Raw genomic sequence first — 26,266 nt, forward strand, 5'->3', positions numbered from 1 at the left:
TGCAGGGGGGACCCTGTGGGAGAGTAGGACGCCGCCGAACAATCATTCCAAAGAACCCCTGATCCACTCGGATCAGGGGTTCTTTGCATTTCCGGACACTGGTTCGGGCGCCGCTTTCAGACCTTCAGCTTGAAGCCGACGTGTGACGGAACGAACCCGAGCCGCTCGTAGAAGCGGTGCGCGTCGGTGCGGGTGGCGTCGGAGGTGAGCTGGACGAGGTCGGCGCCGAGTTCGCGGGAGCGCTGGACGGCCCACTCGATCAGGACGGAGCCCAGCCCGTTGCCGCGCTCGTCGGCGTGGATGCGGACGGCCTCGATGATCGTGCGGGTGGAGCCCTGTCGGGAGAGGCCCGGCACGACGGTGAGCTGCAGGGTGCCGACGGTCCGGCCGGCGCGGTCGGCGACGACCAGGTGCTGGTGCGGGTCGCCCTCGATGCGGGCGAAGGCGGTGCGGTAGGCGGTCAGGTCGTCGGGGCTCTCGCGGGTCGCGCCCAGCGGGTCGTCCGCGAGCATCGCCACGATGGCCGGGAGGTCCGCCCCGGTCGCCCGGCGGATCGTCAGATCGGTCGTGTCGTTCATGATCAGAGAATAGAAGCCTTTCGTGGTTCCCACCCGTCCCTGTCTACGCCCGTAGCGCCCCTGCACGGCCCTCCTGGGGGCCGATCAGGGCCGCTCAGGGGTGGGCAAGGTCCCTGGCGGCGTCGGGCCGGGGTGAGGCGGTGTCACGCCCCGGGCGGGGCACTGGTGATGACGGCGAAGACCGCGCCGTGCGGGTCGACCAGCTGGGCGAGGCGGCCGACGCCGTGGACGTCGGCGGCGGCGACCTTCACGGTCGCGCCGATGGTGCCGGCGATGGCGAGGCTGGCGTCCGCGTTGGGGACCTCGAAGTACGGGAGCCAGTGCGAGCCGGTGCCGGCGGCGGTCTGCTGGGGGCCGAGCTGGACGATGCCGCCGTGGGCGTCGTCGGTGCCGCCGCCCGCGGGGGTGAGGACGGTGTAGATCGAGCCGTCGAACGGGACGTCCTGCTCCTGCCAGTCGAAGACGGTGCGGTAGAAGGACTTGGCGAGTTCGGCGTCGATGCTGTGGCACTCGGCCCAGCAGAGGCTGCCCTCCTCGTCGACGACGTCCAGGCCGCGGGTGTCGTGCGGCTGCCAGACGGCGAAGTCGGCGCCGGTCGGGTCGGTGTAGCCGGCCATCCGGCCCGAGGTGAAGACGTCGAAGGGGGCGAACCGGACGCGGCCGCCGGCCTTCTCGACCAGCGCGGTGGTGCGGTCGGCGTCGGGGGTGGCGAAGTAGAGCGTCCAGCCCGGCAGGGCGCTGTCGTCGGTGAGCGGACCGAGGGCGGCGACGATCCGGCCGTCGAGGCGGAAGAACCCGTAGCCGCCCGACTCGGGGCCGGCCGAGTCGAAGGTCCAGCCGAACAGCGCGGTGTAGAAGTCGACGGAGGCCCGGGTGTCGGGGCTGCTCAGGTCGAGCCAGTCGGGGGCGCCGGGGCGGAAGGCGGTGTTGAGCATGTCGGGCACTGCTCCTCGGACGGGCCGGGCCCGGGCGGGCGCGGTCGACGGTCCCCCTGCCTACTCACAGCCTGGCACCTCGGCGATGGCGCTGCACGGCAGGCTTCCGGCCCGGGATCCCGTTCGCGGCTGTGGGCTTGTCGGGGCCGGGCGGTACCGTGCGTAGCGGAATGATCCACCCGTGCCGGTCGAAGGGGGCCCGGTGAGCAAGCAGGCGCAGTCGGGGCAGCAGCCGTTCCAGCTCGCGCAGGTCGAGGGCGTGCTGGAGCGGATCACCTACGCCAACGAGGAGACCGGCTACACGGTGGCCCGGGTCGACACCGGCCGGGGCGGGAACGACCTGCTGACCGTGGTGGGCGCGCTGCTGGGGGCGCAGGTCGGGGAGTCGCTGCGGCTGCACGGGCGGTGGGGCTCGCACCCGCAGTACGGGCGGCAGTTCACGGTGGAGAACTACACGACGGTGCTGCCGGCCACGGTCCAGGGCATCCGGAGGTACCTGGGCTCGGGGCTGATCAAGGGGATCGGGCCGCGGTTCGCCGAGCGGATCGTGGAGCGCTTCGGTGTGGACACCCTGGAGGTGATCGAGAACGAGCCGGCCCGGCTGATCGAGGTGCCGGGGCTGGGGCCGAAGCGCACCAAGAAGATCGCGGCGGCCTGGGAGGAGCAGAAGGCCATCAAGGAGGTGATGGTCTTCCTGCAGGGGGTCGGGGTGTCGACCTCGCTGGCGGTGCGGATCTACAAGCAGTACGGCGACGCGTCGATCGGCGTGGTGAAGAACGAGCCGTACCGGCTGGCGTCGGACGTCTGGGGCATCGGATTCCTGACGGCGGACCGGATCGCCCAGGCGGTGGGCATCCCGCACGACAGCCCGGAGCGGGTGAAGGCGGGGCTGCAGTACGCGCTGTCGCAGAGCAGCGACCAGGGGCACTGCTTCCTGCCGGAGGAGCGGCTGATCGCGGACGGCGTGAAGCTGCTGCAGGTGGACGTGGGGCTGGTGATCGACTGCCTGGCCGAGCTGGTCGCGGTCGAGGGGGTGGTCCGCGAGACGGTGCCGGGGGAGGCGGGCGAGCCGATCACCGCGGTCTACCTGGTGCCGTTCCACCGGGCGGAGATCTCGCTGGCCAACCAGCTGCTGCGGCTGCTGCGTTCGGACACGGACCGGATGCCGTGGTTCGCGGGCGTGGACTGGCCGGTGGCGCTGGAGTGGCTGGCGAAGCGGACGGGGGCCGAGTTGGCGCCCGAGCAGGAGCAGTCGGTGCGGCTGGCGCTGACGCAGAAGGTCGCGGTGCTGACGGGCGGTCCGGGCTGCGGCAAGTCGTTCACGGTGAAGTCGATCGTGGCGCTGGCGCTGGCGAAGCGGGCGAAGGTGGTGCTGGCGGCGCCGACCGGGCGGGCGGCGAAGCGGCTGTCGGAGCTGACCGGGGCGGAGGCCTCGACGGTGCACCGGCTGCTGGAGCTGAAGCCGGGCGGGGACGCCGCGTTCGACCGGGACCGGCCGCTGGACGCGGACCTGGTGGTGGTCGACGAGGCCTCGATGCTGGACCTGATCCTGGCGAACAAGCTGGTCAAGGCGGTGCCGATGGGCGCTCACCTGCTGTTCGTGGGGGACGTGGACCAGCTGCCGTCGGTGGGCGCCGGGGAGGTGCTGCGGGACATGCTGGCCGAGGACGGGCCGATCCCGTCGGTCCGGCTGACCCGGATCTTCCGGCAGGCGCAGCAGTCGGGCGTGGTGACCAACGCGCACCGGATCAACGAGGGGAAGCCGCCGCTGACGGATGGTCTGGCGGACTTCTTCCTGTTCGCCGAGGACGACGCGGAGCGGGCGGCCGGGCTGACGGTGGACGTGGTGGCGCGGCGGATCCCGCAGAAGTTCGGCTTCGACCCGCGCCGGGACGTCCAGGTGCTGGCCCCGATGCACCGCGGCCCGGCCGGGGCGGGGAACCTGAACGCGCTGCTGCAGGGGGCGGTGACGCCGGCCCGGGAGGGGGTGGCGGAGCGGCGTTTCGGCGGGCGGACGTTCCGGGTGGGGGACAAGGTGACCCAGATCCGCAACAACTACGACAAGGGGCGGAACGGCGTCTTCAACGGCACAGTGGGAGTGGTGACCGCCCTCAGCGTGGACGACCAGCGGTTGACGGTGGTCACCGACGAGGACGAGGAGGTGGTGTACGACTTCGACGAACTCGACGAGCTGGCCCACGCGTACGCGGTGACGATCCACCGCTCGCAGGGCAGCGAGTACCCGGTGGTGGTGATTCCGGTCACTATGTCCGCTTGGACGATGCTCCAGCGAAATCTGCTCTACACCGCTGTGACCAGGGCGAGGAAACTCGTGGTACTGGTCGGGTCACGCAAGGCGATCGCGCAGGCCGTTCGGGCCGTCAGTGCAGGTCGGCGGCATGCGGCGCTCGACCATCGGCTTGCTTCTGGATGATTATCCAACAGGATCGTTGCCTCTAATGTTCTCTTGACGTGAAGAGATTTACGGCAGAGCCTAGGGTGGTGCCGATCTTGTCCGGTTCGTACCGGCTACGGCGGCAGGTTTTGTAGGGGCGGGCCCTTCCGGGCCACCCCGGGTGCGCGACTGTCCTCCGGATGGGGGATGGTGGAGACAGTCAGGGCACCTTGGAAGAGGATTCATTTCGTCGGTGAGGAAGACGTGAGCGACAACTCGGTAGTACTGCGGTACCAGGACGGCGAGTACGAGTACCCCGTCGTCGAGAGCACTGCGGGCAACGCCGGCTTCGACATCTCGAAGCTGCTCCCGCAGACCGGCCTGGTCACCCTGGACAACGGCTTCGGTAACACCGCCGCGTACAAGTCCGCGATCACCTTCGTGGACGGCGACAACGGCATCCTGCGGTACCGCGGCTACCCGATCGAGCAGCTCGCCTCGCAGGGCGGCTTCATCGAGACCGCGTACCTCCTGATCAACGGCGAGCTGCCCAACGCGGACCAGCTGGCGGAGTTCAACCGCGAGATCACCCAGCACACCCTGCTGCACGAGGACGTCAAGCGCTTCTTCCAGGGCTTCCCGCGGGACGCCCACCCGATGGCCATGCTGTCCTCGGTGGTCGGCGCGCTGTCCACGTTCTACCCGGAGAGCCACAACCCGTTCGACGCGGCCCAGCGCCACCTGTCGACGGTCCGCCTGCTCGCCAAGCTGCCGACGATCGCCGCGTACGCGTACAAGAAGGCGATGGGCCAGCCCTTCGTCTACCCGCGCAACGACCTGAGCTACGTCGAGAACCTCCTGCGGATGACGTTCGCCGTCCCCGCCGAGGACTACGAGCTCAACCCGGTCGTCGTCAACGCCCTGGACAAGCTGCTCATCCTGCACGCGGACCACGAGCAGAACTGCTCGACCTCCACCGTGCGCCTGGTCGGCTCCAGCCACGCCAACCTGTTCGCCTCGATCTCGGCCGGCATCTCGGCACTGTGGGGCCCGCTGCACGGCGGCGCCAACCAGGCCGTGCTGGAGATGCTGGAGAGCATCCAGAAGGACGGCGGCGACGTCGACGCCTTCATCACGAAGGTCAAGAACAAGGAAGCCGGCGTCAAGCTGATGGGCTTCGGCCACCGGGTCTACAAGGCGTTCGACCCGCGCGCCGCCCAGGTGAAGCTGCTCGCGCACGAGGTCCTCGGCCAGCTCGGCAAGAGCGACGAGCTCCTCGACATCGCGCTCAAGCTGGAGGAGCACGCCCTCAAGGACGACTTCTTCATCTCGCGCAAGCTGTACCCGAACGTGGACTTCTACACCGGTCTGATCTACCGCGCCATGGGCTTCCCGACCAGCATGTTCACCGTGCTGTTCGCCCTCGGCCGGCTGCCGGGCTGGATCGCCCACTGGCACGAGATGATCAACGACCCGACCAGCCGGATCGGCCGCCCGCGCCAGATCTACACCGGCACCGCGATCCGCGACTACGTCCCGCTTGAGGGTCGCTGACGACGCGCGCGAAGACGCCGACGCCGGGCACCGACCCGGACGGAAGCTGAAAGGGGCCCGGCCGCTGCCTGAGCGACCGGGCCCCTCCGCGTCCCCGCACCGCACCCCCGGAGGGGTCCGCGCGGGGACGGAACCGTACGGCGCACGACTCCGGGGCCGGCCGCAGCCCGAGACGGCCGCTCAAAGCGTCCCTGGCCCGCCAGTACCCCGGCGCCGTGCGCGAAGGCCGTCGAGAAGACGACCCTTCCCGGGGCCCGCCGGAGCCCCGCCGGCGACAGCCGGTGGAAGCGCGGGGACACGTTGCCGTTCAGCGTGCCCCCGCCCATCGGAAAAACTGCCGCACTACCAACCTAAGACGTATCAGGGTGCGAGAAGTTACGCCCGGGGGGTGTGAGCTGCCTCTCGCCACGCTCCGTGTGCGCGTCGTACCCCGCCCATATCACACCTTCTCTCGCGCGGGACGTCACCCTCCCCGCAGTCACGGCAACCGAGCGTGATAGGAATCGTGGCATTCCGGTACGGACCGCCACGCACACTCGCAGCGCGGCGGCGGAACTGGGGAGGGAGTGCGCAGATGGCCAGGAACGTCGTCGTCACCGGCGGTGGCACGGGAATCGGGTACGAAGTCGCGCGGCGGTTCGCCGAGGCGGGTGACCGCGTGGTGATCGTGGGCCGCCGCCGCGCGGTCCTGGAGAAGGCCGCGGCGGACCTCGGGGCGGACGTCACCCCGCTGGTGTGCGACCTCGCCGACCCGGACGCCGTGGAGGACGCGCTGCGCGAACTGCCCGAGCGGATCGACGTCCTGGTCAACAACGCCGGCAGCCGGGAGACCGTGGTCGGCGGCGGGCCGCACGCGCTGCTCGCCCGCTGGCGCGGCGACTTCGAGCGCAACGTGCTGACGGTGGTGCTGCTCACCGAGTCGATCCGCGACCGGCTCACCCCCGGCTCCGGCCGGGTGGTCACCATCAGCTCCATCGCGGCCCTGCGCGGGGCCGGCTCCTACGGCGCGGCGAAGGCCTCGCTGCACGCCTGGAACAACTTCCTGGCCGCCCAGTTGGGCACCTCGGGCATCACCGCCAACATCGTCGCGCCCGGGACGGTCAGCGGCACCGAGTTCTTCGGGCCGAGGCTGGACGAGGCCGAGGTGGCCCGGCGGGCGGCCCGCACCCTGCTCGGCCGGATCGGGGAGACCGGCGAGGTCGCGGCGGCGGTGCACTTCCTCGCTTCGCCCGAGGCCGGGTTCATCACCGGTGAGATCCTGCACTGCAACGGCGGCGAGCTGCTGGGGCGTTGACGTACGGCGAGGGGCCCGGACCGGTGGCGGTCCGGGCCCGTCGTGCGTGCCCCGGGGCGCGCGGGAGCCGCCCGGCCCCGGGGCACGCGGGAGCTTCCCGGGCCCGCTCAGGCGGGCCGGAAGCGGCGCAGGCGCAGGCTGTTGGTGAGCACGAAGACCGAGGAGAAGGCCATGGCCGCGCCGGCGATCATCGGGTTGAGCAGCCCGGCCGCGGCCAGCGGCAGGGCGGCGACGTTGTAGCCGAACGCCCAGACCAGATTGCCCCTGATGGTGCCGAGGGTCCGGCGGGAGAGCCGGATGGCGTCCGCCGCGGCCAGCAGGTCGCCGCGGACCAGGGTGAGGTCGGCGGCCTCGATCGCGGCGTCGGTGCCGGTGCCCATCGCGAGGCCGAGGTCGGCCTGGGCGAGGGCCGCGGCGTCGTTGACGCCGTCGCCGACCATCGCGACGACCCCGCCCTCGGCCTGCAGCCGCCTGACCGTCGCGACCTTGTCCTCAGGGAGCACCTCGGCGATCACGTCCTGCGCGGGGACGCCGACCTCGGCCGCGACCGCCTCGGCGACCGCCCGGTTGTCTCCGGTCAGCAGCACCGGGCGCAGGCCCAGCGCGCGGAGCCGGGCGACCGCCTCGGCGCTGGTCGGCCGGACCGCGTCGGCGACCTCCAGGACCGCCCGCGCCTCGCCGTCCCAGCCGACCGTGACCGCGGTGCGGCCGGCCGCCTCGGCGGCGGCCCTGGCGCGGGTCAGGGAGGGCGGCAGGTGCAGGGCCCAGTCGGCGAGCAGCGTCTCGTGCCCGGCGACCACCGCGCGGCCCGCCACGACGCCCTCCACGCCCCGGCCCGGGACGCTGCGGAAGCCCTCGACCGGCGGCAGCTCGCCCGTCCGCTCCACGGCGGCCGCGGCGACGGCGGCGGCGATCGGGTGCTCGGAGGCGTGTTCGACGGCGCCGGCCAGGCGCAGCGCCTCGGTCCGGTCGACGCCCTCGGCGGTGTGCACGGCGACCACGGCCATCCGGCCGGTGGTGACGGTGCCGGTCTTGTCGAGCACGACGGTGTCCACCGCGCGGGTGGTCTCCAGGACCTCCGGGCCCTTGATCAGGATCCCGAGCTGGGCGCCGCGGCCGGTGCCCACCATGAGCGCGGTCGGGGTGGCCAGGCCGAGCGCGCAGGGGCAGGCGATGATCAGGACGGCCACGGCCGCGGTGAAGGCCTCGGTGGGGCTGTCGGTGACCAGCAGCCAGGTGACCAGGGTGGCAAGGGCGATCAGGATCACCACGGGGACGAAGACGGCGGAGATCCGGTCGGCCAGCCGCTGGGCGGCGGCCTTGCCGTTCTGGGCCTCCTCGACCAGCCCGGCCATCCGGGTCAGCCGGGTGTCGGCGCCGACCCGGGTGGCCTCGACCACCAGGCGCCCGCCGGCGTTGACGGTGGCACCGGTGACCGGGTCGCCGACGGTGACCTCGACCGGGGCGGACTCGCCGGTCAGCATCGAGGCGTCCACGGCGGAGCCGCCCTCGACCACCACGCCGTCGGTGGCGATCTTCTCGCCCGGGCGGACCACGAAGCGCGTGCCGACGGCCAGCCGGTCCACGGGCAGGCGCACCTCGCGTCCGTCCTGCAGGACCGCGACGTCCTTGGCACCGAGGTCGAGCAGCGCGTGCAGCGCGGCGCCCGCCCGGCGCTTGGAGCGGGCCTCCAGCAGGCGGCCGAGCAGGATCAGCACGGTGACGGCGGCAGCGGTCTCCAGGTAGAGCGTCGCGGAGGCGTCGGTGTCGCCGACGGAGAGCGAGAAGGCGTGGTGCATCCCGGGCAGGCCGGCGTGGCCCAGGAAGAGCGCCCAGACCGACCAGCCGAAGGCGGCCAGGGTGCCGAGCGAGACCAGGGTGTCCATGGTCGCGGCGCCGTGCTTGAGGTTGGTCCAGGCGGCGCGGTGGAACGGCAGGCCGCCGTACACCACGACCGGGCCGGTGAGCGCGAAGGCCAGCCACTGCCAGTTCGTGAACTGCAGGGCCGGGACCATCGACAGCACGACCACCGGGACGCCGAGGACGGCGCCGATCAGCAGCCGGTCGAGCAGGGGGTCGGTCCGTTCGGGACGGGCCGGCCCGGGCGCCGCGGTGGCGGGACGGGCCGGCTCGGGGACGGCGGGCGCCGGGGGCGGGGGGAGCTCCGCGGTGTAGCCGGTGCGCTCGACCGTGGCGATCAGCTCGGCCACCGTCACCCCGGGGCCGTAGTCGACCCGGGCCTTCTCGGTGGCGAAGTTGACGGTCGCCTCGACGCCGTCCATCCGGTTGAGCTTCTTCTCGATCCGGGCCGCGCAGGAGGCGCAGGTCATCCCGCCGATCGACAGCTCGACCCGGTCCCGGGCCTCGACGTCGGGGGCGGACGTGCTCATGTGGATCAGCTCCTTGCTGGGGGCGTACGGCGGGGCCGTCGGTCGGGCCGCCGGTCGGGGCCCCGCCGTACCTCGGTGGTTCAGGCGCTGCGGCCGACCAGCTCGTAGCCGGCCTCGTCGACGGCGGCGCGGACCTGCTCCTCGTCCAACGGGGCGGCGGAGGAGACCGTCACGGTCCCGGCCTTGGCGTCGGCGGCGACCTCGGTGACACCGGTCAGGGTGGAGAGCTCCTCGCTGATCGCCTTCTCGCAGTGGCCGCAGCTCATGCCGGACACGGTGTAGGTGATGGTGCTGGACATCGGGGCCTCCGGGAGGTCGGTGCGGGTTCCTGTGCTGACGACTGTCGATGACTGCTGATGACACCATACCCCTGAGGGGTATAGGTCGAGGGGGTGGGGGAGGTGGATCGAATCGTAGGCGACGGGGTGGGCGGGTGGGTGCCGTGATCGTCCCTTATGTTCGGTATGTGTTTCCGATCCGCCGCGCCCAGTCACCCTCGGCACCCGGGGCAGCCGGACTGCCGCCGGACCGGCAGCGCGGCGCCCTGCTGGCCGCCGACCTCCAGGACGTGCCGCTGTGGCGGCGCGCCGCTCCGGCGCTGCTCGCCACCCTGCTGGTGGGGCTCGCGGACCTCCTCTCCGGCAAGGACCGCTACCTCGCCCCGCTGATGACCGTCGTGCCGACCATCGCGGCCCTCACCCTGCGGCCCCGCGAACTGCTCGCGGTCTGCACGCTCGGACTGCTCGCGGTGTTCGGGCTCAGCCACTACGACGAGGTCGACAACATCAACGACGCGCGGTTCCTCTACGGCGCGATGGTCAGCTACGTGGTGGTGACGCTGTTCTCGGCCTGGGTCGCCGGGCTCCGGATGCGGCGGGCGGCGGCCTTCGCGGCCGTCAGCTCCGTCGCCGAGGCCGCCCAGCGAGCCCTGCTGCGGCTGCCGGGGCCGGTGGTCGGGCCGCTGCGGCTGGCCGTGCGGTACGTGTCGGCGGCGGACGCCTCGCGGATCGGCGGGGACCTCTACTCCGTCCTGGAGACGCCGCACGGCACCCGGGTCGCGGTCGGGGACGTCCGGGGCAAGGGGCTGGCGGCGGTGCAGACCGCGGCGGTGGTGCTGGGCGCGTTCCGCGAGGCCGCGTACGACGAGGCCGGGCTGCGGGGTGTCGCGGCGCGGGTCGAGGCCAGCGTCGAACGGCACGTCCCGGACGGCGAGTTCACCACGGCGCTGTTCGCGGAGTTCCGCGCGCCCGGGGCCGTGGAGCTGCTGCAGTACGGGCACGTGCCGCCGATCCGGGTCGACGGCGAGGGGCGGGCGTTCGTCCTGCACGCGCCGGACCCGTGGGTGCCGCTGGGCCTCGGCCGGCTGGCCGCGGGGGAACCGACCAGCTGGGGGCAGCCGTTCGGGCCGGAGGACGTGCTGGTGCTCTGCACGGACGGGGTGATCGAGGCGCGGCACCGGGCGACCGGGGAGTTCTACCCGCTGGCGGAGCGGGTGGGGCCGCTGGTGCGGGGAGCCGCGCGCTCGGCGGGCGAGCTGGAGGCGGCGGTCGGGCGGGTGTACGGGGACCTGCTGGCGCACACCGGCGGGGAGCTGCGAGACGACGCGTTGCTGCTGCTGATCGCGCGGACGGACGGCTGATCGACGCCAGGAGTGCGGCGGGGGCGCGGGGTGCGGGGGAGGGCATGGGGGAGCGGGGCGCGGTGCCGGTCGGGGCCCTCCGTTCCGCGCAGTTCCCCGCGCCCCGGTCGGAGCACGGGGAAGAGGGGAGGGGCCGGGGACTGCGCGGGTAGGGGGCGGAGCGGGCTCAGGCGGTGGTGTCGGCGAGGGCGCGGAAGACGAGGGCGGTGGAGGTGGCGCCCGGGTCCTGGTGGCCGATGCTGCGTTCGCCGAGGTAGGAGGCGCGGCCCTTGCGGGCCCGGAGGGGGACGGTGTCGCGGGCGCCCCGGTCGGCGGCGTCGGCGGCCGCGGCGGCGGCCTCGGCGAGCGTGGCACCGCCGGCGGCCGCGGCGCGGAAGGCGGCGAGGGCCGGGGTCCAGGCGTCCACGATGGTCTTGTCCCCGGGCTCGGCCTTGCCGAGGAGACGCACGGCGTCCAGTCCGGCGGACAGGGCCTCGGCGACGTCGGCCGGGGTGGCCGGCTCGGGCAGGGCGGCGCCGATGGCGCGGAAGGCCTTGCCGTAGAGCGGGCCGGAGGCGCCGCCGACCTTGGAGACGAGCGTGGTGCCGGTCCTGGTGAGGACGGCGCCCGGGCCGGTCGGGTGAAGGCCGTCGAGGGCGGCGAGGGCAGCCGTGAAGCCGCGGTGGAGGTTGCTGCCGTGGTCGCCGTCGCCGATCGCCGAGTCCAGCTCGGTGAGCCGGGACTGCTCCTCGTCGACGGCCGCGGCCACGGCGCGGATCCAGGCCTCGGCCCGTGCGGTGTCGAACAGCGGGGAGTCGAACGCCGGGGTGTCGGGGTCCATCGCGAATCCTCCTCAGGCCCGCTTGAGGGCGGGGGTGTCGACCGGGGCGTCCCACAGTTCCAGCAGCTGGGCGTCGGCCTTGGTGAGGGTGAGCGAGAAGCCCGCCATGTCCAGGCTGGTGACGTAGTTGCCGACCAGGCTGCGGGCCACCCCGATGCCGCGCTCGGCCAGCCGGGCGGCGACCTCGCCGTAGACCACGTACAGCTCCAGCAGCGGGGTGGCGCCCAGGCCGTTGAGCAGGGCGATCACCTCGTCGCCCGCCGTCAGGTGGTGGTCGGTCAGGACGGTCTCGACGACCTCGGCGGCCAGCTCGCGGGCCGGGCGGAGCTTCTCGCGGCGGCGGCCGGGTTCGCCGTGGATGCCGACGCCGACCTCGATCTCGTCCTCGGGCAGGTCGAAGCCCGGCTTGCCGGCGGCCGGGACGGTGGCGGCGGTGAGCGCGATCGCGAAGGAGCGGGAGGCGGCGTTGACCCGCTCGCCCAGGGCGGCCACCTCGTCCAGCGGGGCGCCGCGCTCGGCCAGCGCGCCGGCGGTCTTCTCGACCAGGACGGTCGCGCCGGTGCCCCGGCGGCCGGCCGTCCAGGTGGAGTCCTCGACCGCGACGTCGTCGTTGACCAGGACGGTGCGGACCTCCAGGCCCTCCTCGGCGGCGAGTTCGGCGGCGAGCTCGAAGTTCATCACGTCGCCGGTGTAGTTCTTCACGACGAAGACGACACCGGCGCCGTTCTCCACGGCCTTGGCGGCGGCCAGCATCTGGTCCGGGACGGGCGAGGTGAACACCTCGCCGGGGCAGGCGGCGTCGAGCATGCCGGGGCCGACGAAGCCGCCGTGCAGCGGTTCGTGGCCGGAGCCGCCGCCGGAGATCAGCGCGACCTTGGGCCCGGCCGGGCGGGCGGCCCGGGTGATCACCCGGTTCGGGATGTCCACCGCCAGCTCCGGATGGGCGGCGGCGAATCCGGCCAGGGCGTCCTCCAGGACCCCCTCCGGGGTGTTGATCAGCTTCTTCAACGCTCTTCGCTCCCTTGGTGAGGACGCTACGGTCGTCAACGCCGTCGACCCGACGCTACGCCAGACGGGGGTGGTGGGCACGGGGTGCGACACGCGCGTTTCCGGTCACCCTCCCGGAGCAGCGGGCGTTGCCCGTAGGGTCGTCGGCATGAGCGGAAACGTGGGCATCGTCCTGGTCTCGCACAGCGCCCGGCTCGCGGAGGGGCTGCGCGAGCTGCTCGGTGAACTCGCCCCGGACGGCGTGCGGGTGGTGGTCGCCGGCGGGACGGAGGACGGCGGGCTCGGCACCAGCTACGACCTGATCGCCGGGGCGGTCGCGCAGGCGGACGGCGGGGCGGGCGTGGTCGTGCTGCCGGACCTCGGCAGCTCGGTGCTCACCGCCGTCACCGTCCTGGAGGACGAGCCGCGGCCGGGCGTGCGGCTGGTGGACGCGCCGTTCGTCGAGGGCGCGGTGGCCGCCGCCGTCACCGCCTCGACCGGCGCGGGGCTGGCCGAGGTGGTTGCGGCGGCCGAGGACGCGCGCTCCTTCCGGAAGCTGTAGGGGCGCCGGGCGGGCGCGTCACTCGGCGCCGGCCGACGGCGTCACGTGGGCATCGGCCGGGGGCGTCACTTGGCGTCGGCGTAGCAGTCCACCACCGCAGTGGTCAGCGGGAAGCGCACCGGGGTGTCGCCGAAGACCAGCCGGCGGGCCTCCTCGGCCGCCTCGGCGACGGCGGCGGCCACGTCGTCGGCGAGGTTGGCCGGGGTGTGCACCATCACCTCGTCGTGCTGGAAGAACACCAGGTGCGGGCGGTCCGCCGGGCCGGTCGCGGGCAGCTCGCCCAGCCGCCGGCGCAGCGCCGCGAGCAGGGCGAGCGCCCAGTCGGCGGCGCTGGCCTGGATGACGAAGTTGCGGGTGAAGCGGCCCCGGGCGCGGGCCGTGCGGCCGCCGGCCTCGCCCGCGGCGTCGGCCTCGGTCAGGTCGAGGAAGTCGGCGGAGGCCGGCGGGCAGACCCGGCCGAGCCGGGAGGCGACCACGCCGCCGTCCTCGCCGGTGCGGGCGGCGGCCTCGACGTAGCCCATCGCGGCCGGGTAGCGGCGCCGCAGGGTGTTCAGCAGCGGGCCGATGTCGCCGCTGGTCTGCCCGTACATGGCGCCGAGCAGGCCGAGCTTCGCCTTCTCGCGGTCGCCCTGGAAGGCGGTGGCGGCGAGCGCCTCGTACAGGTCGCCGCCGGCCGCCGTGCGGGCCAGCCCGGCGTCCTGGGAGAGCGCGGCCAGCACCCGGGGCTCCAGCTGGGCGGCGTCGGCGACCACCAGCAGCCAGCCCGGGTCGGCGACCACGGCCCGGCGCAGGATGCGCGGGATCTGCAGGGCGCCGCCGCCGCGGCTGGCCCAGCGGCCGGAGACCACGCCGCCGACCACGTACTCGGGCCGGAAGCGGCCGCCGCGGGCCCAGGCGTCCTGCCAGGCCCAGCCGTGCGCGACGTGGATCCGGGCGAGCTCCTTGTAGCGGACGAGCAGCCGGGCGGCCGGATGGTCGATGCCCTTGAGCTCCCAGGACCGGGTGGAGCCGAGCTGGATGCCCGCCTCGCCGAAGGCGCGCAGCACCTGCGTGTGCGAGTCGGGATTGAACGGCTTGGCGCCGAGGGCCTCCTGGAGCTCGACGGCGAGGTCGGCGAGCCGCCGCGGCTGGGTGCCGGGGACGGCGGGGCGGGGGCCGAGCAGTTCGGTCAGCAGCCGGTCGTGGACGTCGGTGCGCCAGGGCAGGCCGTCGTACGCGATCTCCGCGGCCACCAGGGCGCCGGCCGACTCGGCGGCGACCAGCAGCCGGAACCGCTGCCGGGCGCCCGGCTCGGCGATCGCGGCGATCCGGCGCTGCTGCTCCGCGTGGACGGCGACCACGGCGGCCAGCGGGTCGGCGCCCGGGGGCAGCTGCAGCCGGTCGGGGGCGAACAGGGTGTCCTGGCCGCCGTCGGCGTCGGCCGGGCCGGGCTCGGCCAGGTCCGCCGGGACGGGCAGGCCGCGCAGCCGGCACCAGGCGGCGCCGAGCGAGCGCGGCGCGCCGAACCGGCCCTCGTGCGCCAGCAGCAGCGCCTCGACCAGCCGCAGGTCGTGGCAGCGGGCGAGTCGGTCCGGCAGCCGCGCCAGCAGCGGGGCGTACGCGGAGTCGGCGGCGGCCCAGACCCAGCGGGTCTGCCCGGCCGCCTCCCGGGCGGCGACCGCGGCGGCGAGGTCGCGGACGGTTTCGGGCGGGCCGAGCGGGGCGCCGGCGTCGTCCAGCGGCTGGAGGCGGCCGCCGGGGCCGTGCGGGTCGGGCGCGAGGGCCGTCCTGGGTGCCACGGGGGCTGCTCCTCTCCGGCGCGCGGTCGGGCGTGCGGGTACGGGCACGGATGTGCGGGCTTGCGGGTGTCCTCCGCTGACGTTAACGGGTGGGTACGACAACGGGCTCGGGCCGCATAGGCAGGGCGGGTGACACCGCGTATGGTCGGCGAAATGACCGAGAACCCGTTCTTCCGGCCCAGCACGCTGGACTACGAGCTGCCCCCCTTCGCGGAGATCCGGGAGGAGCACTACCTGCCCGCCTATGAGCGCGGGATGGCCGAGCAGCTCGCCGAGATCGCGGCGATCACCGCCGACCGGAGCCTGCCGACCTTCGAGAACACCCTGGTGGCCCTGGAGCGTTCCGGGGAGCTGCTGCGCCGGGTGGACGCGGTGTTCCGCAACCAGTCCTCCTCGGACACCACCGACCTGCTGGACGAGGTGGAGGCCAAGGTCAGCCCGCTGCTCGCCGCCCACCACGACGCGATCCACCTGGACCGCGCGCTGTTCGCCCGGATCGAGGCGCTGTACCGGACCCGCACGGAGCTCGGCCTGGACCCGGAGTCGCTGCGCCTGCTGGAGCGCCGGTACACGGGCTTCGAGCGATCCGGGGCCCGGCTGGGCGAGGCCGAGCAGGCCCGGCTGCGCGAGCTGAACGCCGAACTCGCCGCGCTGGGCACCACGTTCCAGCAGAACGTGAACGCCGCGACCCGGGCCAACGCGCTCGTGCTGGACTCCGCGGCGGAGCTGGCCGGGCTGTCCGAGGGCGCGATCGCCGGCGCGGCGGAGAACGCCCGGGTGCTCGGCCACGAGGACAAGTACGTGCTGAGCCTGAAGAACACCTCCGGTCAGCCCGAACTCGCGCAGCTGACCGACCGCTCGGTGCGCGAGCGGCTGCTCGCCGCCTCGCTCGGCCGGGGCATCGAGGCCAACGGCCCGATCGCGATCCGGATGGCCGGGCTGCGCGCCGAGCGGGCCGCGCTGCTGGGGCACCCGAGCCACGCCGCGTACGTGGTGGCGGACGAGACGGCGGGCACGGTCGAGGCGGTCTCCGCCCTGCTGGCCCGGCTGGTCGGGCCGGCCGTGGCCAACGCCCGCCGGGAGGCCGCCGAGCTGGCCGCGGCGGCCGCCGCGGACGGGATCGGGGAGATCGCCGCGCACGACTGGGCGTACTACTCGGAGAAGGTCCGGCAGAGCTCCTTCCAGGTCGACGCGGCGGTGCTGCGCCCGTACTTCGAGCTGGAGCGGGTGCTGCGCGACGGCGTGTTCTTCGCGGCGAACCTGGCGTACGGCCTGAGCTTCACCGAGCGGCCGGACCTGACGGCCCACCACCCGGACGCGCGGGTCTTCGAGGTGTTCGAGGAGGACGGCACCGCGCTGGGCCTGTTCGTCGGCGACTTCCACGCCCGGGCGTCCAAGCGCGGCGGTGCCTGGATGGACTCGCTGGTCGAGCAGTCCGCGCTGACCGGGCGGCGGCCGGTGGTGCTGAACAACCTCAACATCCCGCTCCCGGCGCCCGGCGAGCCGGTGCTGATGTCCTGGGACGAGGTGCGCACGCTCTTCCACGAGTTCGGGCACGCGCTGCACGGTTTGTTCTCGGACGTGCGGTACCCGCTGTTCTCGGGCACCTCGGTGCCCCGGGACTTCGTGGAGTTCCCGTCGCAGGTCAACGAGATGTGGATGGTCCGGCCGGAGGTGCTGGCCAACTACGCCCGGCACCACGAGACCGGGGAGCCGCTGCCGGCCGGGCTGGTCGAGCGGATGACGGCGGCCGAGGGCTTCGGGCAGGGCTTCCGGACGGTGGAGTACCTGGCGGCCACGCTGCTGGACTGGGCCTGGCACACCGTGCCGCAGGGCGAGGAGATCGCGGACGCCGAGGAGTTCGAGTCCCGGGCGCTCGCGGCCGCCGGGGTCGGGGTGGACGCGATCCCGCCGCGCTACCGGACGACGTACTTCCAGCACGTCTTCGCCAGCGGGTACAGCGCGGCGTACTACGCCTACATCTGGTCGGAGGTGCTGGACGCCGACACCGTGCAGTGGTTCGAGGGCAACGGGCGGCCGGTGCGGGAGAGCGGCGAGGTGTTCCGGCGCGAGCTGCTGGCGCGCGGGTTCAGCCGGGACCCGCTGGAGTCCTTCCGCGCGGTGATCGGCCGGGCGCCGGAGACCGAGCCGCTGCTGGCCCGCCGGGGGCTGCTGTAGCGCGGGGCCCGGCGGGGCCTCACCGGGCCGTGAGGGTGACCGTCACGGCGGTGCCCGGTCGGGCGTGCGGGAGCCGGATCCTTACGGTTCCCGCGTGTCCGTCCGAGGGCTGCTCGACCTCGACGCGGGCGTCGGCGGGGGAGACCGCGACGCCCGCGCCGTGCGGGAACGCGGCGGGCGGCAGGACGAGTTCGCTGCCGTGCCCGGTGCCGTCGGCGCTCCAGCGGACGGTGTCGCCGTCCGTGCGGACCGCGGTGCCGGCCACGGCGGCCGGGTACGGGCCGAAGGCGGGCTCGTCGCCGGGGGCGGGGTGCCCGGCCGGGTCGAGCGCGCAGTAGCCGCCGGCGCCCCGGCACCAGTACCACATCGTCCAGCCCTCGGCGAAGCCGTCCATCGCGGCGACCTGCCGGCGGACCAGCAGGCGGTTGCCCGGCCGGCGGGAGTCCGGCGGCCCCCACTCGCCGACCAGGACCGGCAGGCGGTGGGCGGCGGGGTAGGCGGTGATCGCGGCGGCGTACTGCTCGACGAAGCCGTCGGACGGGTCCCAGTCGGCGCCGTTCTCGACGGCGGTGGAGTAGAAGTGCGGCGCGTAGCCGAGCCGGGGGGAGCCGGGGCGGGGGTCGGTGAAGCCGGGCAGTTGCGTCGGCACGCCCTGGCCGACCAGGACGGTCGGTTCCACGAACAGCCAGGCGCGGGTGTCGGCCCGGCGCACGGCGGCGATCAGGCGGCGGTACATGTCGGCGAGCCGGCCCTGTTCCAGGGCGGCGGAGGCGGCGGCCAGCACCGCCGGGTCGCTCGGGTCGCCGTCCACCGGGCCGAACGGCTCGTTGAACAGGTCGTAGCCCAACAGCGAGCGGTGGCCGCGCAGTTCGCGGGCGAGCCGGGTGTAGAAGTCGGCCTGCCAGGCGCGCAGGTCGGGGTCGTCGTAGAGGTGGCGGAAGGCGGCCTGGACGGCGGGCTGGAAGTAGCCGGCGAACCAGTCGTCCGGGTCCGGGGTGAAGGGCAGGCCGTCGTCCCGGGTGGCCCAGACCGGGATGCCGTTGGTGCCGCCGCCGAACTCCGGGCCGTAGACGTCCTGGTGGAAGTCGACCAGGACGAGCAGGTTCAGGCGGTCGGCCCAGTCGAGGAGCCGCTGCAGGCGCTGCAGCTCGGCGCCGTCGAGGTGGCCGCGCCGCGGCTCCAGCCTGGTCCAGGAGACCGGCAGCCGGACGAGCGTGAACCCCTGGGCGGCGACGGACCGGAGGTCGGCCTCGGTGGCCTCGGCGTACTTGTCGAGGTTGAAGCCGCGCAGCCCGAGCCGGCGGCCGCGGGCGTCGGTGAGGGCGGTGCGGCCGTCGGGGGAGGTGGCCGTGCCGGTGGGGAAGTGCGCGGTCGCGGCGGCCCGGGCCGGGTTCGGCGCGCCCTGCGCCGGAGCGGCGGTCAGCGCGGCGGTGGCGGCGAGCAGCAGGGCAACGGCGGTGCGGCGCAGGCGCATCGGGGACCTCGCACGGCGGGGGGTGGGGGCCCCGATGATGCCCGTGCTGCGGCCCCCTGCACAAGGGTCGTGCGCGAAAGGGGAGTTCGGCCGCGGGAGGTCGGTGCGGGCGGGGCGGTCAGTCCGCCGCGGGCTCGGCCGGGGCGGTCGGCAGGACGGCGGTCGGCAGGTCCGCGGCGGCGGCCAGGCGGCCCCAGAGCAGGTCGGCCAGCGCCTGCACCATCCGGGTGCGCGAGCAGGGCTTGGTCTCCAGCCACCAGTCCCCGGCGGCCAGCACCATGCCGGTGATGCCCCGGCCCCAGGCCTCGGCGAGCAGGTCGCGGTCGGCTCCGAGGTCGACCTGGCTCTGTACGGCCCGGGTGATCTCCTCGGCGATCTGCCGGAGCGCGGGGGCGAGTGCGTTGCCGGCGCCGCTCGGGTCGCCCGGCTCGGGGTGGGTGAGCAGCCGGTAGACCTGGGGCCGGGCCTCGATCCCGGCGAGGTAGGTGTCCAGCACGTGCTCGACCCGGTCGCGGCGCTCCAGCGGCTCGGCGAGGGCAGCGCGGACGGCGGCCAGCAGGCCGCCGGTGTGCCGCTCGGTGAGGGCTCTGATCAGGCCGTTCCGGTCGCCGAAGTGCCGGTAGAGGATCGGCTTGGTGATGCCGGCCTCGGCGGCGATGGCGTTCATGCTGGCGCTAGGCCCCTCGCGCTGGATGACCCGGTCGGCGGCGTTGAGCAGCTGCTCGCGGCGGGGCTCTCGGGACATGCGCTGCTCCTCGGAAGTGGGGGGGCCGACTCGGTGTCGACACCGGTCGCGGGCGTTGACACCGGTTACCAATCAGTAGCAGACTCCGACGATGTTACCCGAGGTAACACCCCGGTCGGCCGCACCACGTCTTCGGAGGCAAGCACCCATGAGCAGCACGTTCTCGCTGGACCCGGGCGCGGACCAGCTCGCCGTACGCGACTGGCTGCACGGCTTCGCCGCCGACGTGATGCGCCCGGCCGCCGCCGAGTGGGACGAGCGCGAGGAGACCCCCTGGCCGGTCATCCAGGAGGCCGCCAAGCTGGGCATCTACTCCCTGGACTTCTACGCCCAGCAGTACTTCGACCCCTCCGGCGTCGGCATCCCGATCGCGATGGAGGAGCTGTTCTGGGGCGACGCGGGCATCGGGCTGTCCATCGTCGGCACCACCCTGGCCGCCGTCGCGGTGCTGGCCAACGGCACCGACGAGCAGATCGGCACCTGGACCCCGCAGATGTTCGGCACCCCCGAGGACGTCAAGGTGGCCGCCTTCTGCTCCTCCGAGCCGGACGCCGGCTCCGACGTCTCCGCGCTGCGCACCCGTGCGGTGTACGACGAGGCCAAGGACGAGTGGGTGCTCCACGGCACCAAGACCTGGGCCACCAACGGCGGGATCGCCGCCGTCCACGTGGTGGTCGCCACCGTCGACCCCGCGCTCGGCGCCAAGGGACAGGCCTCCTTCGTCGTCCCGCCGGGCACGCCCGGACTGAGCCAGGGCCAGAAGTTCAAGAAGCACGGCATCCGGGCCTCGCACACCGCCGAGGTGGTGCTGGACGGCGTCCGGGTGCCCGGCAGCTGCCTGCTCGGCGGCAAGGAGAAGCTGGACGAGCGGCTGGCCCGGGCCCGCGAGGGCGTCAAGCGCCCGGGCGCCAAGGGCAACGCGGCGATGGCCACCTTCGAGGCCTCCCGCCCGGCCGTCGGCGCGCAGGCGATCGGCATCGCCCGGGCCGCGTACGAGGTGGCGCTGGACTACGCGAAGACGCGCGAGCAGTTCGGCCGCCCGATCATCGACAACCAGGGCGTGGCCTTCCAGCTCGCCGACATGAAGACCCGGATCGACGCGGCCCGGCTGCTGGTGTGGCGGGCCTCCTGGATGGCGGTCAACAACCAGCCGTTCACCGCGGCCGAGGGCTCGATGTCCAAGCTGTACGCGGGCGAGACGGCCAAGTACGTCACCGCGCAGGCGATGCAGATCCTCGGCGGCAACGGCTTCACCCGGGAGTACCCGGTGGAGCGGATGCACCGGGACAGCGCGATCTACTCGATCTTCGAGGGCACCAGCGAGATCCAGCGGCTGGTGATCGCCCGGGCGATCTCGGGGATGCCGATCCGCTGAGCGGTCCGCAGGCCGTCCCGCGCCGACCCCGTGGGGGGTGCGGCGCGGGACGGCCTGTTTCCGACGCTCCGGGGGCTCAGAACCGGGGCGGGCGGCCCTCCAGGAACGCGGCGAGGCCCTCGTGGACGTCCGAGGCCTCGCGGGAGCGGCGCTCCCACGGCTCCAGCGCCTGCGCCGCCTGCTCCGGCGGGACGGACAGCGCGGCCTTGACGGCGCCGATGGTCTGCGGCGAGCGCCGGGTCAGCAGCCGGGCGAACTCCAGCGCGTTCCCGTCCAGTTCGCCGGCGGGGACGACCCGGTCGGCCAGGCCGATCACGGTGGTGCGCAGGCCCTGCACCAACTCGCCGGAGAACAGCAGGTACTTGGCCTGGGACGGGCCCACCAGCCGGGCCAGCCGCAGGGTCGGCACCGCCGGGTAGACCACGCCGAGCTTGGCCGGGGTGATGCCCATCCGCACGTCGTTCGCGACGAACCGCAGGTCGCAGGCGACCGCCAACTGGCAGCCGCCGCCGACGCAGGCGCCGTGCACCACCGCGATCGTCGGGTGCGGGAAGGCCGCCAGGGCCTCCTCGGCGGCCACGTTGACGGCGTGGTAGTCGTCGGCGCGGTCCGGGTCGCCGTAGACCTCGGCGAGTTCGTCGATGTCCGCGCCCGCGCTGAAGGTGCCGTCGGCGCCGGTGACCAGCAGGACCCGCACGCCCGGTTGCTCGGCGATCCGGAACAGCAGCTTGGGCAGGGCCTGCCACATGGCCAGCGTGATGGCGTTGCGGCGCAGCGGGCGCGAGAACGTCAGCACCGCGACGCCGTCCTCACCGATGTGGGCGAGCAGGCCGTCGACGTCGGTGGACAGCGGGGTGCGACCCCGGGTGAGCAAGGGCTGGTCCATGCGTACCTCCGGATGATCGTGGTGCGCACACCTTCTCAAGGCGTGTCGGCGCAGTAGTCCCCGAGTCCCCGTTCGACCAGGGCGAAGGCGCGGTGGGTCGCGTCGAGCGCGGCGGGCAGCGCGTCCTCGGCGCGTTCGCCGGTCAGCATCCGGCGCTGGTTCTCGCCGGTCAGGGTCAGCCGGGCGGCCAGCAGTTGGGCGGCGGCGACCCTGGCGGTGAGCTCGTCGTGGGCCGGGTCCTGGGCGAGCAGTTCGGCGGCCAGCAGGGTCTGCGCCTTCTGGTCGAAGCCGGCGGTGGCGCGCATCAGCAGGGCCGGGGTCCGGTGGATCACCCGGACCACGTCGAGCACGACCGGGTCGTCGTTCAGCCCGGTGGCCGGGTCGAACTCCCCCAGCGCGGTGAGGAACTGCTCGCGCAGCGCAGCCACCGCCGAGGTGCCCGGGGCGCGTTCGCGCACCACCCGGGCCGGCTCGTCGAGGTGCTGCTCCATCGGGCCCATGACCAGGTCTTCCTTGGTGGGGAAGTAGTTGAAGACGGTCATCTTGGAGACGTCGGCGGCGGCCGCGATCTCGGCCACCGAGACCTGGTCGAAGCCCCGTTCGGCGAACAGCGCGACGGCGGTGCGCCAGAGCCGGATGCCGGTCTGGATCTTCTTGCGCTCACGCAGCGGGAGCGCGTCGAGGTCGAAGCCGTGATCGAGGCCGCGTTCGAAGCCGGAAGGGGACGCCATGGCCGAACTGTACCAGGAACAACGATTGACCAGGCTCATTGATTGGCTCGGATGAAATGTGGCCCGGGATCAAGGATTGACCGGGTCCAAGAATCCTGTCATGGTGGTGCCGTTCCCGCCGGACCGCACCGGTCCGGGCGGACTCCGACGACCCCGGGGGGATTCGACGATGGCGCCCACCGCCCTGATGACACCGGCCCAGCGCAAGCTGGGCATGCTGATCTGCCTGGTCACGATCGTGCTGGCCGTGCTCGACATGAACATCGTGTCGGCGGTGAGCGTGCCGATCGTCCGCGAGCTCGACCCCGTCCACGGCGTCGACCGGCTGCCCTGGCTGGTCAGCGCGTTCGCCCTGGCCGCCACCGCGCTGCTCCCGCTCTACGGCAAGCTCTGCGACCTCTACGGCGCCAAGCGCGTGCTGCTCGGCGCGGTCGGCGCCTTCCTGCTCGGCTCGGCGCTCTGCGGGGCCGCCCAGACGATGGGACAACTGATCGCCTTCCGGGCCGTCCAGGGGATCGGTGGCGGCGGACTGATGAGCGTCACCATGGTGGTGATCGCCCACCTCAAGGACCCGGAGGACGCGGGCGGCGGGAAGGGCGGGGCGGTGGGCGGGGTCGTCGCCGGCCTCGGCATGGCGATCGGCCCGCTGATCGGCGCGCTGTTCACCGACCACCTCAGCTGGCGCTGGATCTTCTACGTCAACCTGCCGATCGGCCTGCTGGTCGTGGTCGGCGCCGCCCTGGTGCTCAAACTGCCCGCCTCGGCCGGGCGCCGCAGCCTGGACTTCCTCGGCGCGGCCCTCGCCGCCGCCTTCGCCACCGGGCTGCTGCTGGTCACCGAATGGGGCGGCAAGGACTACGCCTGGACCTCCCCGGTGATCCTCGGGCTCGCCGCCGCGACCCTGGCCGCGTTCGCGCTCTTCCTGTGGCGCCAGGCCACCGCGGCCGAGCCGGTGCTGCCGCTGTCGCTGTTCCGGATCCGCGCGGTGCGCCTCGGCTTCGCGATCCAGGGCCTGGTCGGGATGGCCATGACCGGCTCGATCGTCTACGTGATGATCTACCTGCAGCTCGCCCGCGGCGTGGCCCCGACCTCGGCGAGCCTCTACCTCGTCCCGATGGCGGCCGGGATGACCGCGGTCGGCCTGCTGGTGGGCAAGCTGACCGCCCGCGGCCACCTGCCGCAGACCTTCCTGGTGGCCGGCGCGGGCCTCGCGGCGCTCGCCCTGCTCCTGCTCGGCCTCAGCGGACCGACCACCCCGCTGTGGGTGGTGCTGGCCGAACTCGCCCTGCTGGGCTGCGGGCTGGGGCAGCTGATCGGCCAGCTGGTGATGCTGGTGCAGGCCGCCGCGCCCGCCCACCAGCTCGGCGTCGCGACCACCGGGGTGCGCTTCTTCCAGACCCTCGGCAGCGCGCTCGGCGCGGCGCTGTTCGGCACCGTGCTGGCCCGGGTCTACGAGGCCGGCGAGCCCGGCGGGTCGTTCGGCGCGCTCCGCACCCTGGCCGGGGCCGCCCGCGAGCACGCGCTGGGCAGTTTCACGGACGCCGTGGACGTGGTGTTCGTGTCGGCGGGCGGGCTGCTGACGCTGGCGCTGCTGTTGGCGCTGCGGCTGCGGGCGGCCGGGGGCACGGGGACCGGGGCGGCGGAGGAGCGCTCCGAGGAGCAGCGGCCGGTGCTCGCGGCCTGAACGGCCCGAGCGGCCTGAACGGCCTGAGCGGTCGGGGGGCGGAACGCCCGGGGCGGGCAGGGGCCCGGTGGACTGCGGGGGAGTCCACCGGGCCCCTGTCGTGTCCGCTCCCGCCGCCCCGGCTCCGGGCTCGGTCCCGCCGGGGCCCATGCCTGCCGGGGCCTCGGTCCCGCCGGGGCCTCAGGCCTGGGCGGACCACTCGTGGGCCAGGATCGCCCAGATCTCCTTGTCGAGGCGGACCCCGTTGTGCAGGTACCACTCGCGCAGCACGCCGTCCCGCTTCATGCCGACCCGCTCGGCGACGGCGCGGCTGCGGGCGTTGACGGAGGTGCACCACCACTCGGCCCGGTGCAGGCCGCGGGTGACGAAGGCGTAGTCGAGCAGGTGCCGGACGGCGGCGGTGATCAGCCCGCCGCCCTGGCCGGCCGGCTCGGTCCAGGCGCCGATCTCGCAGACGCCGGACTTGGTGTCGAAGCCGACGAACATGACGCCGCCGACCAGCGTGCCGTCCTTCCAGATGCCGAAGATCCGCTTCTGGTCGGCGGCCTGGCCGTCGGCGTAGCGCTGCAGGGTGGCGCGGGCGGAGTCCAGGTCCGTGGAGAAGGTGGCCCAGGGGATCCACGGGTCGGTGTGGGAACGGGCCCGGTCGATGTGGGCCAGGAACTCCGGGGCCTGCCACGGCTCCAGCGGGCGCAGTTCGGCGTGGTCGGTGAGCTGTACGGCAAACACGGGCGGGCCTTTCGGGGGCGGTGCACGGGCTGGTCGGAATCATTCATAACAAACGTTTGGTATGTACGATAGCCCCCATGACACCGGCCCGTGGAGACCATGACGCCCGCCGCTCGGAAGTGTCCGAGGGGGTGTGGAGGGTGCTCTCCACCCGGGGCTTCGAGGGGCTGACCCTGCGCGCGGTCGCCGCCGAACTGGGCGCCTCCACGGGACTGTTGACGCACTACTTCCCGAACAAGCGGGCGCTGCTGAGCCACGCCCTGGAGGAACTGGACCGGCGCTCGGGCGAACGGCCCCGGCGCACCGCGCCCGCCGACGGCAGCCCGCCGCCGCCTGCCGGGCTGCCCCGGCTGCGGGCGGCGCTGCTCGACGTCCTGCCGCTGGACGCGGACGCCGCGGCCGGCAACCGGATCTGGGTCGGCTCCTGGGACCACGCCCTGGCCGATCCGCAGCTGGCGGACGCGCACGCGGGCCGCTACGCCCGCTCGCGGGTGGCGCTCACGGAGATCGTCGCGGACGCCCAGCGGCTCGGGGAGCTCCCGGCGCAGGCCGACCCGGCCGAAGTCGCCGCCGGTGCGCAGGCCTTCGTGCTCGGGCTGGTGGTGCAGGCGCTGTTCGCCCCGGGGGAGTTCCCGCCGGAGCGGCAGATCGCCCTGCTGGACGCCCATCTGGCCGGGCTGGCGGCCTGACCCGCCCTCCGGCGGGCAGCCGGAATGCTCCCGGGTGGGGGATTCGCCCGGGATTCGCCCGGGATTCCGCCGTTCGCGGAGCCCGGCGGGACCGTCCGAGCCGTTCGATTCCGGAACCGGCGGCATTGGCCGCGGTTTTCGAAGCGGTCATGACACGCATTGTCACGGGTTATGCGCGGTGGGTGTTTGGCATTACCGGGAGAACCGGCGCGACTACACATGGTCGCGATCGGCGCGATGGCCTGCGGGAATTGCGGGTGGTGCCCCCAGCAGGATTCGAACCTGCGACCTACCGCTTAGAAGGCGGGTGCTCTATCCGCTGAGCTATGGGGGCGGGACGGGCGACGCCCGGGGGTGGGCGTGACCGTGGCCGGGATCGGGCGACGAGCGCCGGGGCGCGCGTTGTCCGGCCCGTACCTGAGGGTGGGGGTGGGGGTGGTGGCCCCTCGCCCTGTCGGGGACAGGATAAGGGTGTCCAGTTCCTCGGCCGGGTGTGACGACACCGTCGTTGGTGTGTCGGTTCGGTGGAGCGGTCCGATAATCGCAGGTGAAGGCCGTGAGTGCAGCGGTCTGGGAGTGTTCCGCGCCGGACGTTGTGCAGTCGTTACGGGGCTGCCTCCTCACCCGTTATGGATTCGACACGGAGAATGTGCCGCCGATGGTGCGGGTGGGGGGCGGTAATGGCGGTTGCACCGGTCGGATGACGTGCGCGGACGGCCCTCGGCGGGTGTTCCGGCGCGCGCCGCTCGGGGCGGCGATCAGCGGGTTTGTTGTCATGGCCGCGAAGAGATGGGGGCGAAGCGACCCCCCGAAGGCCGAAATTCACCCCTGCGAGTGACAACT

General features: G+C 73.8%; 21 protein-coding genes and 1 tRNA gene. 9 read left to right on the forward strand and 13 right to left on the reverse strand.

Annotation, left to right across the window (positions count from 1 at the left end; translation table 11 throughout):
• Window positions 1-116: 116 nt before the first annotated feature.
• Complete coding sequence (locus ACIGG8_RS27570; protein WP_350521517.1) at window positions 117-578, reverse strand: GNAT family N-acetyltransferase; 462 nt, start codon at window positions 576-578, stop codon at window positions 117-119.
• Between the two features lie 143 nt (window positions 579-721).
• The gene (locus ACIGG8_RS27575) at window positions 722-1,513 is read right to left on the reverse strand and encodes a VOC family protein (protein WP_396551511.1); all 792 of its coding nucleotides are present in this window, start codon (window positions 1,511-1,513) and stop codon (window positions 722-724) included.
• 202 nt (window positions 1,514-1,715) lie between these two features.
• Between ACIGG8_RS27575 and ACIGG8_RS27580 the strand changes: the two genes are divergently transcribed.
• The 3 genes from ACIGG8_RS27580 (at window position 1,716) to ACIGG8_RS27590 (ending at window position 6,756) form a co-directional block, all read left to right on the forward strand.
• The gene (locus ACIGG8_RS27580; protein WP_396551512.1) at window positions 1,716-3,947 is read left to right on the forward strand and encodes an ATP-dependent RecD-like DNA helicase; all 2,232 of its coding nucleotides are present in this window, start codon (window positions 1,716-1,718) and stop codon (window positions 3,945-3,947) included.
• 225 nt (window positions 3,948-4,172) lie between these two features.
• Window positions 4,173-5,462: a citrate synthase gene (locus tag ACIGG8_RS27585; RefSeq protein ID WP_350521514.1), complete on the forward strand. Its 1,290-nt coding sequence runs from the start codon at window positions 4,173-4,175 to the stop codon at window positions 5,460-5,462.
• 574 nt (window positions 5,463-6,036) lie between these two features.
• Complete coding sequence (locus ACIGG8_RS27590; protein ID WP_350521513.1) at window positions 6,037-6,756, forward strand: SDR family oxidoreductase; 720 nt, start codon at window positions 6,037-6,039, stop codon at window positions 6,754-6,756.
• 107 nt (window positions 6,757-6,863) lie between these two features.
• On the opposite strand, the gene ACIGG8_RS27595 is transcribed toward ACIGG8_RS27590, so the two are convergent.
• Together ACIGG8_RS27595 and ACIGG8_RS27600 are read right to left on the reverse strand one after the other, a co-directional pair.
• The gene (locus ACIGG8_RS27595) at window positions 6,864-9,146 is read right to left on the reverse strand and encodes a heavy metal translocating P-type ATPase (RefSeq protein ID WP_396551513.1); all 2,283 of its coding nucleotides are present in this window, start codon (window positions 9,144-9,146) and stop codon (window positions 6,864-6,866) included.
• Between the two features lie 80 nt (window positions 9,147-9,226).
• Window positions 9,227-9,445: a heavy-metal-associated domain-containing protein gene (locus ACIGG8_RS27600; RefSeq protein ID WP_396551514.1), complete on the reverse strand. Its 219-nt coding sequence runs from the start codon at window positions 9,443-9,445 to the stop codon at window positions 9,227-9,229.
• A 167-nt stretch (window positions 9,446-9,612) separates the two neighbouring features.
• On the opposite strand from ACIGG8_RS27600, the gene ACIGG8_RS27605 reads away from it, so the two are divergent.
• Window positions 9,613-10,785 (forward strand): PP2C family protein-serine/threonine phosphatase, encoded by a 1,173-nt coding sequence (locus ACIGG8_RS27605; protein WP_396551515.1) that lies wholly within the window; start codon window positions 9,613-9,615, stop codon window positions 10,783-10,785.
• A gap of 166 nt (window positions 10,786-10,951) precedes the next feature.
• On the opposite strand, the gene dhaL is transcribed toward ACIGG8_RS27605, so the two are convergent.
• Together dhaL and dhaK are read right to left on the reverse strand one after the other, a co-directional pair.
• The gene (gene dhaL / locus ACIGG8_RS27610; RefSeq protein ID WP_396551516.1) at window positions 10,952-11,605 is read right to left on the reverse strand and encodes a dihydroxyacetone kinase subunit DhaL; all 654 of its coding nucleotides are present in this window, start codon (window positions 11,603-11,605) and stop codon (window positions 10,952-10,954) included.
• A 12-nt stretch (window positions 11,606-11,617) separates the two neighbouring features.
• Window positions 11,618-12,613 carry a dihydroxyacetone kinase subunit DhaK gene (dhaK, locus tag ACIGG8_RS27615; protein WP_350521508.1) on the reverse strand — a complete coding sequence of 332 codons (996 nt, stop codon included), beginning with the start codon at window positions 12,611-12,613 and terminating at the stop codon, window positions 11,618-11,620.
• Between the two features lie 148 nt (window positions 12,614-12,761).
• Here dhaK and dhaM point away from each other — a divergent pair, with 148 nt between their 5' ends.
• Entirely contained in the window at window positions 12,762-13,154 is a 393-nt protein-coding gene (gene dhaM, locus ACIGG8_RS27620) for a dihydroxyacetone kinase phosphoryl donor subunit DhaM (protein WP_350521507.1), read from the forward strand.
• 65 nt (window positions 13,155-13,219) lie between these two features.
• On the opposite strand, the gene ACIGG8_RS27625 is transcribed toward dhaM, so the two are convergent.
• Window positions 13,220-14,932 carry a bifunctional 3'-5' exonuclease/DNA polymerase gene (locus ACIGG8_RS27625; protein ID WP_350521506.1) on the reverse strand — a complete coding sequence of 571 codons (1,713 nt, stop codon included), beginning with the start codon at window positions 14,930-14,932 and terminating at the stop codon, window positions 13,220-13,222.
• A 153-nt stretch (window positions 14,933-15,085) separates the two neighbouring features.
• On the opposite strand from ACIGG8_RS27625, the gene ACIGG8_RS27630 reads away from it, so the two are divergent.
• Window positions 15,086-17,110 carry a M3 family metallopeptidase gene (locus ACIGG8_RS27630; protein WP_396551517.1) on the forward strand — a complete coding sequence of 675 codons (2,025 nt, stop codon included), beginning with the start codon at window positions 15,086-15,088 and terminating at the stop codon, window positions 17,108-17,110.
• Between the two features lie 19 nt (window positions 17,111-17,129).
• Here the strand turns inward: ACIGG8_RS27630 and ACIGG8_RS27635 are convergent, their stop codons facing one another.
• Both ACIGG8_RS27635 and ACIGG8_RS27640 read right to left on the reverse strand, forming a co-directional pair.
• On the reverse strand, window positions 17,130-18,584 hold the full coding sequence (locus ACIGG8_RS27635; RefSeq protein ID WP_396551518.1) for a cellulase family glycosylhydrolase: 1,455 nt from the start codon (window positions 18,582-18,584) through the stop codon (window positions 17,130-17,132).
• A 118-nt stretch (window positions 18,585-18,702) separates the two neighbouring features.
• Window positions 18,703-19,329, reverse strand: a complete 627-nt coding sequence (locus ACIGG8_RS27640; RefSeq protein WP_350521503.1) for a TetR family transcriptional regulator — start codon at window positions 19,327-19,329, stop codon at window positions 18,703-18,705.
• Between the two features lie 148 nt (window positions 19,330-19,477).
• Between ACIGG8_RS27640 and ACIGG8_RS27645 the strand changes: the two genes are divergently transcribed.
• The gene (locus ACIGG8_RS27645) at window positions 19,478-20,704 is read left to right on the forward strand and encodes an acyl-CoA dehydrogenase family protein (protein ID WP_350521502.1); all 1,227 of its coding nucleotides are present in this window, start codon (window positions 19,478-19,480) and stop codon (window positions 20,702-20,704) included.
• A 76-nt stretch (window positions 20,705-20,780) separates the two neighbouring features.
• On the opposite strand, the gene ACIGG8_RS27650 is transcribed toward ACIGG8_RS27645, so the two are convergent.
• Together ACIGG8_RS27650 and ACIGG8_RS27655 are read right to left on the reverse strand one after the other, a co-directional pair.
• Window positions 20,781-21,590: an enoyl-CoA hydratase/isomerase family protein gene (locus ACIGG8_RS27650; RefSeq protein ID WP_396551519.1), complete on the reverse strand. Its 810-nt coding sequence runs from the start codon at window positions 21,588-21,590 to the stop codon at window positions 20,781-20,783.
• Window positions 21,591-21,625: 35 nt separating this feature from the next.
• A complete protein-coding gene (locus ACIGG8_RS27655; protein ID WP_396551520.1) occupies window positions 21,626-22,321 on the reverse strand; it encodes a TetR family transcriptional regulator in 696 nt (231 codons plus the stop codon).
• A gap of 169 nt (window positions 22,322-22,490) precedes the next feature.
• On the opposite strand from ACIGG8_RS27655, the gene ACIGG8_RS27660 reads away from it, so the two are divergent.
• Entirely contained in the window at window positions 22,491-24,005 is a 1,515-nt protein-coding gene (locus ACIGG8_RS27660; RefSeq protein ID WP_396551521.1) for an MFS transporter, read from the forward strand.
• A 180-nt stretch (window positions 24,006-24,185) separates the two neighbouring features.
• On the opposite strand, the gene ACIGG8_RS27665 is transcribed toward ACIGG8_RS27660, so the two are convergent.
• Window positions 24,186-24,734 carry a GNAT family N-acetyltransferase gene (locus ACIGG8_RS27665; protein WP_396551522.1) on the reverse strand — a complete coding sequence of 183 codons (549 nt, stop codon included), beginning with the start codon at window positions 24,732-24,734 and terminating at the stop codon, window positions 24,186-24,188.
• 77 nt (window positions 24,735-24,811) lie between these two features.
• Here ACIGG8_RS27665 and ACIGG8_RS27670 point away from each other — a divergent pair, with 77 nt between their 5' ends.
• Window positions 24,812-25,423: a TetR/AcrR family transcriptional regulator gene (locus ACIGG8_RS27670; RefSeq protein WP_396551523.1), complete on the forward strand. Its 612-nt coding sequence runs from the start codon at window positions 24,812-24,814 to the stop codon at window positions 25,421-25,423.
• A gap of 258 nt (window positions 25,424-25,681) precedes the next feature.
• Here the strand turns inward: ACIGG8_RS27670 and ACIGG8_RS27675 are convergent.
• Window positions 25,682-25,757, reverse strand: a tRNA-Arg gene (locus tag ACIGG8_RS27675).
• Between the last annotated feature and the right edge of the window lie 509 nt (window positions 25,758-26,266).

Origin of the sequence: Kitasatospora sp. NPDC085464 (assembly GCF_044541955.1) — a bacterium.
Lineage (GTDB): Bacteria > Actinomycetota > Actinomycetes > Streptomycetales > Streptomycetaceae > Kitasatospora.

Bases quoted from the DNA above. Each gene is read 5' to 3' on its own strand.
- ACIGG8_RS27570 (WP_350521517.1), bottom strand. From the start codon at position 578: ATGAACGACACGACCGATCTGACGATCCGCCGGGCGACCGGGGCGGAC.
- ACIGG8_RS27575 (WP_396551511.1), bottom strand. From the start codon at position 1,513: ATGCTCAACACCGCCTTCCGCCCCGGCGCCCCCGACTGGCTCGACCTG.
- ACIGG8_RS27590 (WP_350521513.1), top strand. From the start codon at position 6,037: ATGGCCAGGAACGTCGTCGTCACCGGCGGTGGCACGGGAATCGGGTAC.
- ACIGG8_RS27595 (WP_396551513.1), bottom strand. From the start codon at position 9,146: ATGAGCACGTCCGCCCCCGACGTCGAGGCCCGGGACCGGGTCGAGCTG.
- ACIGG8_RS27600 (WP_396551514.1), bottom strand. From the start codon at position 9,445: ATGTCCAGCACCATCACCTACACCGTGTCCGGCATGAGCTGCGGCCAC.
- dhaL (WP_396551516.1), bottom strand. From the start codon at position 11,605: ATGGACCCCGACACCCCGGCGTTCGACTCCCCGCTGTTCGACACCGCA.
- dhaM (WP_350521507.1), top strand. From the start codon at position 12,762: ATGAGCGGAAACGTGGGCATCGTCCTGGTCTCGCACAGCGCCCGGCTC.
- ACIGG8_RS27630 (WP_396551517.1), top strand. From the start codon at position 15,086: ATGACCGAGAACCCGTTCTTCCGGCCCAGCACGCTGGACTACGAGCTG.
- ACIGG8_RS27635 (WP_396551518.1), bottom strand. From the start codon at position 18,584: ATGCGCCTGCGCCGCACCGCCGTTGCCCTGCTGCTCGCCGCCACCGCC.
- ACIGG8_RS27640 (WP_350521503.1), bottom strand. From the start codon at position 19,329: ATGTCCCGAGAGCCCCGCCGCGAGCAGCTGCTCAACGCCGCCGACCGG.
- ACIGG8_RS27645 (WP_350521502.1), top strand. From the start codon at position 19,478: ATGAGCAGCACGTTCTCGCTGGACCCGGGCGCGGACCAGCTCGCCGTA.
- ACIGG8_RS27650 (WP_396551519.1), bottom strand. From the start codon at position 21,590: ATGGACCAGCCCTTGCTCACCCGGGGTCGCACCCCGCTGTCCACCGAC.
- ACIGG8_RS27655 (WP_396551520.1), bottom strand. From the start codon at position 22,321: ATGGCGTCCCCTTCCGGCTTCGAACGCGGCCTCGATCACGGCTTCGAC.
- ACIGG8_RS27660 (WP_396551521.1), top strand. From the start codon at position 22,491: ATGGCGCCCACCGCCCTGATGACACCGGCCCAGCGCAAGCTGGGCATG.
- ACIGG8_RS27670 (WP_396551523.1), top strand. From the start codon at position 24,812: ATGACACCGGCCCGTGGAGACCATGACGCCCGCCGCTCGGAAGTGTCC.